We start from the raw sequence: 11,879 nt of genomic DNA on the forward strand, positions 1-11,879 counted from the left end.
TCAACTCTCCTCCACAAACACCTCTTCGCGCTTTTTCTTGACCGCCGGCAGGAAGACGATGACGAGCACGGCGAGCGCGATGAGCAGCAGGCCGGCGCTGATCGGTCTCGTCACGAAGGTGCTTGGGTCGCCGCGCGAGAGGATCATGGCGCGGCGCAGGTTTTCCTCGAGCAGCGGGCCGAGCACGAAGCCGAGCAGCAGCGGTGCCGGTTCGCAGCGCAGCTTGGTCAGGAGGTAGCCGAGGAAGCCGAAGAAGGCGACGGCGTAGAGGTCGTAGACGTTGCTGTTGACGCTGTAGACGCCGATCGAGCAGAACGCCATGATGATCGGGAAAAGCACGTAGTAGGGGATCGTCAGCAGCTTCACCCAAAGCCCGATCAGCGGCAGGTTGAGGATGATCAGCATCAGATTGCCGATCCACATCGAGGCGATGATGCCCCAGAACAGCGCCGGCTGTTCGGTCGCGACATTGGGGCCGGGCACGATGCCCTGGATGATCATGGCGCCGATCATCAGCGCCATGACCGGGTTGGCTGGAATGCCGAGCGTCAGCATCGGGATGAAGGAGGTCTGCGCACCGGCATTGTTGGCCGATTCCGGTCCGGCGACGCCTTCGATGGCGCCCTTGCCGAACTCCTGCGGGTTTTTCGAGACGCGTTTTTCGACCGTGTAGGACGCAAAAGCTGCCAGGATCGCGCCGCCTCCCGGCAGGATGCCGAGCGCCGAACCGATGATTGTTCCGCGCACGATGGGCGCTGCCATGCGCCGAAAGTCCTCGCGGGTCGGCATAAGGCCGGTGACCTTGCGGATCATCACGGAACGCTCATCCTCGTTTTCGAGGTTGCGCAGGATCTCGGCGACGCCAAAGACGCCGACCGCCACCGCAACGAAATTCAATCCGTCGGCATATTCCCGGATTCCAAGCGTGAAGCGCGGCGTGCCGGTGTAGATGTCGGTGCCGACAATGCCGAGCAGCAGGCCGAGCACGACCATGGCCAGGGCCTTGACGATAGAGCCGTGGGCGAGCGCGACGGACGAAACCAAGCCGACGATCATCAGCGAAAAATACTCGGCCGCGCCGAATTTCAGCGCGATCGCCGTCAGCGGCGGGGCAAAGATGGCGACGAGGAACGTCGACACCGTGCCGGCAAAGAACGAGCCGATGGCCGCGATCGCGAGGGCCGCTCCGGCGCGGCCGTTCCTGGCCATCTGGTAGCCGTCGATCGCGGTGACGGCGGACGAGGATTCGCCAGGCATGTTGATGAGAATGGCGGTGGTCGAGCCGCCATATTGGGCACCGTAATAGATGCCGGCGAGCATGATGAGGGAGGAAACCGGGTCGCCGATCTGGAAGGTGATCGGCAAAAGCATGGCGATGGTCGCGGTGGCGCCGATGCCGGGCAGGACGCCGATCAGCGTGCCGAGAAGGACGCCGATCAGGCAGAAACCGAGGTTGGTCAGCGACGTCGCCGTCGAAAAACCGAGCGCGAGGTTGTCGAGCAGATCCATGCTCATCGCCTCACGACACCAACCATGGGGCCAGCCACGGGCCGAAGCGGCGGAACGGCAGGCCGAGCGCGTAGCTGAAGACGAGGTACGCAAACAATGTCAGGCCGGCCGACAGCACGAGCGCGGTCAACGGCTTCATGCGGCGGCTGGCAAACGACGCGATCAACGCCGTCAGGAAGATCGACGGGATGAAGCCGAGGCCGCGCACCGTCAGGCCGAAGAAGATCGGAGCAGGCAGGATGAGCAGCATGCCGCGCCACGCAATATACCCGATTGCTTCGCCCCCGACGCGTACGGCCTGGACGAGAATGACGGCGCCAAGCAGGATCAGCACGATCGCCAGGACCAGCGGAAAATAGCCTGGACCCATGCGCAAGGCGGTGCCGATTTCGAGGCCGAGCGATTGCAGCGCGAACCATGCGCCGAAACCGATGAACAGGGCGGCGCACAGGCCGTTGGCCCTGTCGATCGCGAAAGGTTTCATGATGGTTCTCCCAAGCCCGCAGTGGCTAGCGGATGCCGAGCGAACAGGGGCGCGCTGGTGGCGCCCCTGTTCAAACCTCAGTCGGCGTACTGGCCGGCGGCTTCGATGATCGGCTTCCAGCGCGCGATCTCGCTTTCCAGCTTGGCCTTCAGTGCGGCGGGCGTCGCATCGGCCTCGGGCGACGGCTTGGTGCCGAGTTCGGCGAAGCGGGCCGCGACGTTCTGGTCCTTCAGCGCGACCTGCAGCGATTTCGACAGGCGTTCGGTGATCCCGGCCGGCGTGCCCTTGGGTGCATAGAGACCGTGCCAGATGCCGACCTGCACTTCGGGAAGGCCGCCTTCCACCGTCGTGGGCACGTCTTTCAGCACATCGAGGCGCTCCGGCGAGGTGACGGCATAGGCCTTGATGGTGCCGCCCTGGATCTGCTTGGTGGTGTTGGTCGTCTGGTCGCACATGATGTCGACCTGGCCGCCGAGGAGATCGGTCATGGCCGGGCCGGTGCCCTTGTAGGGTACGGTGACCAGCGGCGTCTTGATGGCGCTCATGAACAGCATGCCGCACAGATGCGAGGCCGCACCGATGCCGGCATTGGCGACGGTTATGGAATCCTTGTTGGCCTTGGCGTACTCCACCAATCCCTTGAGATCGGTCGGCTCCAGGTCCTTGCGGCCGACGATGGTCATCGGCACCTCGGTGACGAGGCCGACATATTCGAAGGCGTTCAGCGTGTCGTAGGCGAGCTTTCTGTACAGCGTCGCACTTGTCGCCATGCCGATATGATGGAGCAGCAGCGTATAGCCGTCAGGCTCGGCGTTGGCGACGCGGCCGGCACCCAGCGTGCCGCCGGCACCGCCGACATTCTCGACGATGACCTGCTGGCCGAGATCCTTCGACATGGCTTCGGCGACGAGGCGCGTGACCGTGTCGGTCGGGCCGCCGGCCGCAAAAGGCACCACAACGGTGATGGTGCGTTCGGGATAGGTCTGCGCGCCGGCAGTGAACCCATAAAGCGCGACGGCCGCGGCAGCAGCCAGAGTGGCGACAAATCTTCTCATCGTGATCTCCTCCCAATACGTAAATCTCCAACCGCTGCGCGGGGTCCTCTCAACACCCTGCAGATGGAGCAACAACTAGCGCAAATTAACAGATTGCAAGCGGAGGCAAACGGCAAACTGCTGATCGGCCCTCTCCTAGTAGCCGTAGCCGCGCGCCATCGCCGCCGCGAAGACCGGGATGAGCAGGAAGATGAAAGCTTCGGCTCGGATGTAGGTCTTCACGGACGCAAGCTCGGCCGCCGGCACCTGGAACGAGGCATTGCCGCTCGCCTGCCTGTTCCAGGATATGAAGCGGACGGTTGGGATGATCGACAGCAGGCCGACAGTGCCGAACGCCGCTATCTTGGCCCAGAACACCCAGTTGTAGACGTAGAATTCCCAACCCTTGAGGCCATAGAAGACGCGGCCGACGCCGACGACGATGATCAGCGCGGCGATGACGCCGTAATGGCGGTCGATGCCGGCGAGCCTCTTGAGCGTCGCAGAGCCCAGGTCGCCGCGGATCAGGACGAATTCGGCGCCGATGATCCCCGCCAGCGAAAACACCAGCAGATGATGGAAGATCGCAAGCACAAGATCGGTGGTGTCCATGCTCTTTCCCTGGGTTTGACTGCGCCAATGCGCGCCTGAAAAAGGTCGCGCTGGCAGGTGTTGAATCAGCCTGCCGTGAAAAATAACACCGTCTCACAAAATTCCCATAGCGGCGCCTGGATGATGGGCCGTGTTGCCTTGGCCCCTTGCGCAGCACCGGCGATTTGCTAAGCGCTGACGATCCGTGCGAGGCAGATCCCATGAACAGTCCACAAGCGACCAGCGCTCCTGTCATCGAAACGAAGCGAACCATCCTGCGGGCACACCGGCTGGACGATTTCGACGCCTATGCCGCGATGTGGACCGATCCAGTGGTCACCCGTTTCATCGGGGGCAAGCCGCGCACGCGCGAAGAGAGCTGGATGCGCTTCCTGCGTCACGCCGGCCTGTGGTCGCTGCTCGGCTATGGCTTCTGGGCGATCGAGGAGAAGGCGACCGGGCGCTTCATCGGCGAGGCCGGGTTTCACGATCTGAAGCGCGACATGGAACCATCGATCGAAGGCATTCCCGAGGCCGGGTGGGCGCTGGTTCCGGCCGTGCACGGGGCGGGCTTCGCCACCGAGGTGGTTGCCCGCGTCCTGGCGTGGGGCGAAGCGATTTTCGGGCGCGAGAAGACCGTCTGCATCATCGATCCGGAAAACGGCGCTTCGCTGAGGGTGGCTGCCAAGTGCGGTTACCGGGAAGTGGTGAAGACCACCTATCATGACACTCCGACCATCCTGCTGGCGCGGTGACCTGAGCGGCGAGGCTGCCCGCTGCCGGCGCCGGCATGATGGCGCCTGTCGCCAGCAATGATGACGAGGCGGGCCCCGCCAAGAACCGCCGTGTGGTTCTGGTCAAATTGACCCTGAGCGAGCCTTCCAACCGGGACGCATTCTACGGCATGGCGTCCGCTGCCAGGCTTGCCCGCTCCAGCATGGAGGCGTCCTCGCCGAAGGCGCGGGTGGCGCGGGCCGCCGCCTCGAGCAGCGGACGCTTCATGCGCTGCAGAAATGCCGCGTCGACGCGCGTGCTGGGCCCAGCCAGGGTCAAGGCGCCGAGCAGGACGCCTCCTGGGCCGAACACCGGCGCCGACACGCCCCCCGTCTCGGGGTCCCGGTCGCCCACGGCGAGGCAGTTGCAGGTCTTGCGGATGGTCTCGTAGGGTTCGCCCTGCTGGCCCGAAAACGCTGCGAGCACGCGGCCGCCCGAGCCCAGCAGCAAAGGCAATACGTCGCCTTCGCGTATCGTGTAGCGGATCGGGTGCTTGGATTCGACGCGGTAGAGACAGGTGCGGACATCGCCCGAGCGAACATAGAAGGCAACGCTCTCCCAGCTTCGCTCGGAAAGATCGCGCATGATCGGCAGCAGGATATCGACCGCCACGACCGAACGCTGGTAGAGCGCACCGAGCCGAAAGGTCGCGGGTCCGACGCGGTAGCGCCCGTTGTCGAGGCGCTCGAGCAATCGTCCGCGCAAAAGGGAATTCGCAAGCCGCAGGATGGTGCTCTTGTAGAGGCCGGTGCGCGCCGCGATTTCGGCCAGGCTGAGCGACCGGTCATCCGTGGTGAAGGCATCGAGGATGGCAATGGCCCGATCAAGCGCGGCAACACCGTCCGCCGAGGTGCGATCTATTTCCCCATTTGCCGATTTGCTTGGCGAGTCCATGGCGGTTCCAGTTTGAAGAAAGCCGAGCACGCGACTCTGTCGCGCCGCCAAATCGTTCTGTCCAGTAGAATATCGTTTCCGTTGACAGAACTCCGTAACATCTGCTTGAAATCGATGACGGGTCTGGATGCAGGCGCGTTTTGGCGGGCACCGGAGGAGGTGTCGTGATTTGGAGGAATCCCCATGCTGAACAGACGCAGATTTTTGATGAGCACCGCAGCCGTGGGTGCCGGGCTGATGACGTCGCATCTTTCTCCCGCTTTCGCCGAAGGCGCGCCCCAGATACAGCTCTTCGTGCCTGCCGCACCCGGTGGTGGCTGGGACCAGACGGCGCGCACGATCGACCAGGTGCTGCGCAGTGAAAAGCTCATCTCGGGTTCGCAGATCACCAATGTCGGCGGCGCCGGCGGCACTGTCGGGCTGCCGCAATTCATCAGCCAGTGGAACGGCAAAGGCAATTCCCTGATGGTTGCCGGCATGGTCATGGTTGGCGCCATCATTGCCAACAAGGCCGCGAACAATCTGACGCAAGTCACCCCGATCGCCCGCCTCACCGGCGAGTTCGAGGCCTTGGTCGTGCCGGCGGAGTCGCCGTTCAAGACGGCCGCTGATTTCGTCGCCGCGCTCAAGGCCGATCCGACAAAAGTTCCCGTCGCCGGCGGCTCCGCCGGCGGTTCGGATCACATCCTGTTCGGCTTGATTGCCAAGACGGTCGGCGTGCCGGCGACAAACCTGTCCTACGTGCCGTTCGCCGGCGGCGGTGAGGCATTGTCGGCGCTGCTCGGCAACCAGGTCGCGGCCGGCATCTCCGGCTTTGGCGAGTTCTCCGAGCAGGTCAAGGCGGGCGCGCTGCGGCTGCTCGCCATCTCGGCAGACAAGCGCCAGGACGGCATCGATGCGCCGACGCTGAAGGAGGCCGGCATCGATGTCGAGCTGTTCAACTGGCGCGGCGTCTTCGCACCGCCGGGCATTTCCGACGCCGACAAGGCGGCGATGGTCACAATGATCGAGACCATGGCCAAGAGCGATGCATGGGCAACCGAGTGCAAAAACCGCAACTGGACGCCCATCCTTTTGACTGGCGACGACTACGCAAAATTCCTCACCGAGGACACGGCCCGCATCACCGCGATCCTCAAGGATCTCGGCCTCGCCTGATGTCTTCAGGGGGCGGTTAGAGTGCCGCCCCCTTCCCATCTCGCCTGCCGCATGGACATATGATGCGGCGAAACTGCGGATGCGGTCGGCTGGAGGATGCCGGCCACCTTGGGAGGACACCGATGAGCACCAGCGACCCTCAGGCGGCGCCCCCGCGCCTTGCCATGCCCGAATTGTTGATCGGCGTCGGGCTTCTCGCCTGCGCCGGGGCCGTAGCCTGGCAGACCTTGGCGATCCCGGTGTCGCCGCTCTATTCCAAGGTCGGGCCGACCGTCTTTCCCTATATCACCACGACCGGCATGATCGTGCTTTCGCTGCTGCTCATCCTCGCAGCGCTGCGCGGCGGCTGGCAGCCGGAGGAAGAAAAGGAAACGCCGACCGACTGGAAGGCGATGGGCATCGTCGTTATCGGGCTGGTGGCAAACCTGGTGCTGATCCAGCCGCTCGGCTTTACCGCCGCCTCGGTCATTATGTTCGTTCTGGTCTGCTACGGCTTCGGCAGCAAGCGCACACTGCGTGACGCAGTGCTCGGCCTGATCCTGGCGCTGGCCGCCTATTTCGGCTTCGCCAGGGCGCTTGGCGTCAACATCGGTGCCGGTTTCATCGAGAACCAGCTGAACACGGTCATCGATGCGTTCATCACCGTGTTGAGGGGCTGACGCCATGGAAACGCTCGGACATCTCGCACATGGCTTCTCGGTCGCCTTCACCCCGGTCAACCTTCTGTGGTGCCTGCTTGGCACCACGCTTGGCACCGCCATCGGCGTGCTGCCCGGTCTTGGGCCGGCGCTGACCATCGCGCTGCTTTTGCCGATCACCTATCAGGTGGCGCCGGAGGCATCCTTCATCCTGTTCGCCGGCATCTACTACGGCGCCATGTACGGCGGTTCGACGACGTCGATCCTGCTCAACACGCCCGGCGAAAGCGCCACCATCGTCACTGCGTTGGAAGGCAACAGGATGGCGCGTTCCGGCCGTGGCGGTGCAGCACTCGCCACGTCGGCGATCGGCTCGTTCGTCGCTGGCACGATCGGCACGATGGGCGTTGCCTTCCTGGCGCCGGTGGTGGTCAAATTCGCGCTGGCCTTCGGTCCGGCCGAATATTTCTCGCTGATGGTGCTGGCCTTCATCACCGTTTCGGCGGTGCTCGGCTCGTCGTCGGTGCGCGGCCTGACCAGCCTGTTCGCCGGCTTCGTCATCGGCATGATCGGCGTCGACCTGCAGACCGGCCAGCCGCGCTTCACCTTCGGCACGAACGAACTGCTCGATGGCGTCGATGTCATCATCGCCGCCGTTGGCCTATTTGCCGTCGGCGAGACACTGTACATGGCCTCGCGCCGCTATGCCGGCAAGGACGAGATCGTGCCGCTGAAGGGCTCGCTCTACATGACGGCAGCCGAATGGGGGCGTTCGTGGAAACCGTGGCTGCGCGGCGCTGCGATCGGCTTCCCGATCGGCGCCATGCCGGCCGGCGGTGCCGAAATCCCGACATTCCTGTCCTACGCCATCGAAAAGAAGCTGTCGAAGCACAAGGAGGAGTTCGGCACGGTCGGCGCCATCGAAGGCGTCGCCGGCCCGGAAGCCGCCAACAATGCGTCTGCAGCCGGCGTGCTGGTGCCGATGCTGACGCTCGGCCTGCCAACGTCGGCGACGGCGGCGATCATGCTGTCGGCCTTCCAGAGCTACGGCATCAATCCCGGACCGCTCCTTCTCACGACCCAGGGCGATCTCGTCTGGGGGCTGATCGCCAGCCTGTTCATCGCCAACGTCATCCTGGTCATCCTCAACCTGCCGTTGATCGGGCTGTGGGTGCGGTTGCTGAAAATCCCGGCGCCGCAGCTTTATGCCGGCATCCTGGTGTTCGCGACGGTCGGCACCTATGGTATTTCGCAGTCGCCCATCGACCTCGTCATCCTCTATCTGCTGGGAGCGGCCGGTTTCCTGATGCGGCGGTTCGATTTCCCGACCGCGCCTGTCATTATCGGCATGATCCTTGGGCCGCTCGCCGAAACCCAGTTCCGCCGGGCGATGACCATCTCGAATGGCGACTGGTCGGTGTTCTACACCCACAAGCTGTCGCTGACGCTGCTGACGCTCGCCTTCATCGGCCTCGCCGGCCCGCATATCTGGGCCTTCATCGAGCATCGGCGTCGGCGCGGACCGGAGCATGTGCCCGGCGATGCCTGATCGATCCATGATGCCATGACAGAACTGCTTTCCGGTATCCGCGTCCTCGACCTGACCAATGTGCTGGCCGGTCCCTACTGCGCCTATCAGCTGGCGCTGCTCGGCGCCGATGTGATCAAGGTCGAGGCGCCGCAAGGCGGCGACCTGGCCCGCCAGCTCGGCGGCTCGCCAAAGCTGAACAGCGCCGGCATGGGCGCATCGTTCCTGGCGCAGAACGCCGGCAAACGGTCGGTGGTGCTCTACCTCAAGAAGCAAGCCGATCGCGAGCGTTTTCTCGATCTGGTGGCCAGCGCCGACGCATTGGTGGAGAATTTCCGCCCGGGCGTGATGGATCGGCTGGGGCTTGGCTACGAGGCGCTGAAGGCGGTCCGTCCCGGCCTCGTCTATTGCGCGATATCAGGTTTCGGCCAGACCGGGCCGATGCGCGACAATCCCGCCTATGACCAGATCATCCAGGGCCTGTCGGGGATCATGAGCATCACCGGCACACCGGAAACGGCGCCGCTGCGGGTCGGCTATCCCGTGGCCGACACGCTTGGCGGGCTGGTCGGCGCGTTCGCCATTACCTCGGCGCTGGTGCGGCAGAAGACGAGCGGCGAGGGTGCCTTTCTCGACGTCTCGATGCTCGAATGCACACTTTCCGCGCTTGGCTGGCCGGTTTCCAACTATCTGACCGCAGGCATCGACCCCAAGCCGATGGGCAATGAGAACATGACGGCGGCACCCTCCGGTGCGTTTCGCACCGGCGACGGGCTCATCAATATCGCCGCCAACAAGCAGGAACAGTTCGTGACGCTGTGCCGGCTGATCGGCCGGCCGGAACTGGCCTTGGATGCCCGCTTTGCCGAGCGCGAGACGCGCAAGCGCAACCGTGCGGCGCTTAAAGTCGAGATCGAGCACGCCCTGGCGGGCGCGCCGGCTGCGGCCTGGGAAGAGATGCTCAATCGCGCCGGCGTGCCTGCCGGCAGGGTGCTGACGATCCCGCAAGTGCTGGCCGAGCCGCAAGTCCTCGAACGCCAGGTGACCGCGAATTTCGACGATGTGGCTGGCATGGACAAGCCGCTGACCGTTCTGCGCGGCGGCTTCATGGTCGATGGCGAGGCGCCCTTGCCGACAAAGCCGCCGCCGGCGCTCGGCGAACATATGGGCGAGGTGTTCGCCGACCTGCCACCGCGCGCCAAGACAAAGGCAAGCGCATGAGCGGCACGGAGAAGAAGACAGGCCGTGAGCGCGGCGAGGAATGGTGGCAGACCGACATCATCGAGATGCGGCCTGGTGTCATCCGGCTGCGCGGCTACGAGATCCAGGATCTGATCGGCCGCGTCAGCTTCCCGGCTGTCATCTGGCTGATGCTGCGCGGCGAACTGCCCAGCGAGGACCAGGCAGAGTTGCTCGGCATTGGCTTGGCTGCCGCCGTCGACCACGGACCGCAGGCGCCATCGATCGCCATCGCGCGCATGGCTGCAACCTGCGGCGTCGGTATCAACAGCGCCATGGCCTCGGCCATCAACGTTCTCGGCGACGTGCACGGTGGCGCCGGCGAGCAGGCGCTTTCCTTCTATGGTGACATTGCTGGGGCGATCGATGCCGGGATGACGCTGAATGAAGCAGTCTCCGCGCGGCTCGACCGGTTCTTCGCCGAGGAGAAGGGCTATGTGCCGGGGCTCGGACATCGCTTCCATCCCGTCGACCCGCGCGCGCCGCGCTTGCTGGAACTGACCCGCGAATTTGCCGCACGCGGTGCCGTCAATGGACGTTTCGCCGATATTGCAGAAGCGATCGAGGCGGACGTCGCGCGGCGCAAGGGGAAAAAGATACCGCTCAACATCGATGGCGCCACCGCCGTCATCTATGGCGAACTCGGCTTTCCACCGCCGCTGACGCGCGGGCTTTTCGTGCTGTCGCGTTCGGTCGGCATCCTGGCGCATGCCTGGGAGCAGTCGCAGCAGGCCGAGCGAAACAAAGGGCCGCTGCCGCGCGAGTGGCTGTGGGCCTATACCGGCACGCCGGTGCGGCCGTTTCCCGAAAGCGATGAGCCTGGCGAGTGAGGCTTTACGCCTGGTCCACCTGCATAGGCTGAGGAAGCTTCAGCGTTTTCACCAACGTTGAAAGATCCGGCTCGTCGATGAGCATGGCCGCGTCGGCCGGCGCCAGCCAGGCCCGCTGGCGTCGTTTGGCTTCCTGCCAGTCGGCCAGTTCCTCCGTTACCTCGAGCAGAAAGACGATGACGTCGACGCGGACAAAGCGATTGGCCAGCCGCTTCCAGTAGGAATAGGTGCCCGCCGGCTGCTTCAGCGTCTTGCCGAGTACGCCGGCTTCCTCCTGCGCCTCGATGGTGGCCGCCTTGCGCCCGCTCTTGCCCTTCATCGGCCAGCCCTTGGGGACGATGAAGCGCCTGGTGGTGCGTGACGTGACCAGCATGACCTCGATGTCGCCGTGCGCGGTCAGCCGAAAGGGAATAGCCGCCACCTGGCGGATCCTCTCACCCTTCTTTGCCTTGCGTACGGCCTTCTTCTTGGTGGCTGCCATTCGTCAATCCAGTCGATGCAATGCCGCATAGCGCGACAAGGCGTCGTTGCAAAACCAAAACTTTCGCATGTGCCGCCAAAACTTTCGCATATGCCGAAAGACACTCGAAATACCTAAGTCGGCTAAATAAATGAAAAAGGCCTTGTTGTCAGCGGCAATTGCTCACGGCGGTGGTGCCGATTATCTGGGTCTGGCAGCTTGGCTTGAGCTGCTGCACGACCGGGGGCGGTTGCTGAACGATCTGGCGGTCCTGGGCGCGGTACTGCTGCTGTTGCTGCTGATATTGCTGCCGCTGTATCCTGTTTTGCAGGATTTGCAGGTCGTTCTGCCGGATCAGCGCATTGTTGCCGGTAGCGGAATTGAGCGCTTGTGTGGAAGCCGGCAGGCAAACGCCCGCCAGCACTGCCGTGGCCAGCATTGCCACTGTGAAGATCGTTGATGGCCGAAGTGCCGACATTCGCTCATTCCCGCGCAAAAAACTCTGCCCACTGATATAGGACGTTTGCGCGGCGATGCCATGGCCAGCGGGTCGAGCATCACGAAATCGGGCAGTCCAATCGCTTTGTTCTGCGATTCCAGCCGCGAACCGCAGATAGTCGTCATATGACGACTATGAAACGCCAGCGGCTTTAGTCAGTGTTCCCACGTAAATTTTCGGTTTCATCCGGCATAAGTTAATGTATTCTAATTGAGTCAGAGCTCCGCAAGTGGGAATGCGG

13 protein-coding genes are annotated in these 11,879 nt (G+C 63.9%); 7 read left to right on the forward strand and 6 right to left on the reverse strand.

All coding sequences use genetic code 11. The features are described 5' to 3' along the window. From NKJ11_RS13345 to NKJ11_RS13360, 4 genes are all read right to left on the reverse strand, one after another. A complete protein-coding gene (locus NKJ11_RS13345; protein ID WP_023812550.1) occupies positions 1-1,509 on the reverse strand; it encodes a tripartite tricarboxylate transporter permease in 1,509 nt (502 codons plus the stop codon). Between the two features lie 10 nt (positions 1,510-1,519). Then, positions 1,520-1,993 carry a tripartite tricarboxylate transporter TctB family protein gene (locus NKJ11_RS13350; protein WP_352774395.1) on the reverse strand — a complete coding sequence of 158 codons (474 nt, stop codon included), beginning with the start codon at positions 1,991-1,993 and terminating at the stop codon, positions 1,520-1,522. A 77-nt stretch (positions 1,994-2,070) separates the two neighbouring features. Beyond that, the gene (locus NKJ11_RS13355) at positions 2,071-3,048 is read right to left on the reverse strand and encodes a tripartite tricarboxylate transporter substrate-binding protein (protein ID WP_352793487.1); all 978 of its coding nucleotides are present in this window, start codon (positions 3,046-3,048) and stop codon (positions 2,071-2,073) included. A gap of 135 nt (positions 3,049-3,183) precedes the next feature. Further along, entirely contained in the window at positions 3,184-3,639 is a 456-nt protein-coding gene (locus NKJ11_RS13360) for a DUF2214 family protein (protein ID WP_352793488.1), read from the reverse strand. Between the two features lie 200 nt (positions 3,640-3,839). Between NKJ11_RS13360 and NKJ11_RS13365 the strand changes: the two genes are divergently transcribed. Continuing rightward, positions 3,840-4,373: a GNAT family N-acetyltransferase gene (locus tag NKJ11_RS13365; RefSeq protein WP_352793489.1), complete on the forward strand. Its 534-nt coding sequence runs from the start codon at positions 3,840-3,842 to the stop codon at positions 4,371-4,373. 142 nt (positions 4,374-4,515) lie between these two features. Here NKJ11_RS13365 and NKJ11_RS13370 read toward each other — a convergent pair whose 3' ends face one another. Beyond that, positions 4,516-5,286, reverse strand: a complete 771-nt coding sequence (locus tag NKJ11_RS13370; RefSeq protein WP_023812555.1) for an IclR family transcriptional regulator — start codon at positions 5,284-5,286, stop codon at positions 4,516-4,518. Positions 5,287-5,469: 183 nt separating this feature from the next. Here NKJ11_RS13370 and NKJ11_RS13375 point away from each other — a divergent pair, with 183 nt between their 5' ends. From NKJ11_RS13375 to NKJ11_RS13395, 5 genes are all read left to right on the forward strand, one after another. Beyond that, complete coding sequence (locus NKJ11_RS13375; protein ID WP_128303197.1) at positions 5,470-6,444, forward strand: Bug family tripartite tricarboxylate transporter substrate binding protein; 975 nt, start codon at positions 5,470-5,472, stop codon at positions 6,442-6,444. A 122-nt stretch (positions 6,445-6,566) separates the two neighbouring features. After that, positions 6,567-7,103 (forward strand): tripartite tricarboxylate transporter TctB family protein, encoded by a 537-nt coding sequence (locus tag NKJ11_RS13380; RefSeq protein WP_352793491.1) that lies wholly within the window; start codon positions 6,567-6,569, stop codon positions 7,101-7,103. A 4-nt stretch (positions 7,104-7,107) separates the two neighbouring features. Then, on the forward strand, positions 7,108-8,631 hold the full coding sequence (locus NKJ11_RS13385) for a tripartite tricarboxylate transporter permease (RefSeq protein WP_023812558.1): 1,524 nt from the start codon (positions 7,108-7,110) through the stop codon (positions 8,629-8,631). A 15-nt stretch (positions 8,632-8,646) separates the two neighbouring features. Next, positions 8,647-9,831, forward strand: coding sequence for a CaiB/BaiF CoA transferase family protein (locus NKJ11_RS13390; protein ID WP_352610204.1), 1,185 nt, complete (start codon positions 8,647-8,649; stop codon positions 9,829-9,831). After that, complete coding sequence (locus tag NKJ11_RS13395) at positions 9,828-10,679, forward strand: citryl-CoA lyase (RefSeq protein ID WP_352610207.1); 852 nt, start codon at positions 9,828-9,830, stop codon at positions 10,677-10,679. Before NKJ11_RS13390 ends, NKJ11_RS13395 begins: the two co-directional genes overlap by 4 nt. Before the next feature lie 4 nt (positions 10,680-10,683). Here the strand turns inward: NKJ11_RS13395 and NKJ11_RS13400 are convergent, their stop codons facing one another. Further along, positions 10,684-11,160: an NUDIX hydrolase gene (locus tag NKJ11_RS13400; RefSeq protein WP_352610210.1), complete on the reverse strand. Its 477-nt coding sequence runs from the start codon at positions 11,158-11,160 to the stop codon at positions 10,684-10,686. Positions 11,161-11,290: 130 nt separating this feature from the next. On the opposite strand from NKJ11_RS13400, the gene NKJ11_RS33820 reads away from it, so the two are divergent. Beyond that, positions 11,291-11,599, forward strand: coding sequence for a hypothetical protein (locus tag NKJ11_RS33820; protein WP_164780000.1), 309 nt, complete (start codon positions 11,291-11,293; stop codon positions 11,597-11,599). Positions 11,600-11,879: the final 280 nt, after the last annotated feature.

The organism is Mesorhizobium sp. M0243, from assembly GCF_040321775.1.
Lineage (GTDB): Bacteria > Pseudomonadota > Alphaproteobacteria > Rhizobiales > Rhizobiaceae > Mesorhizobium.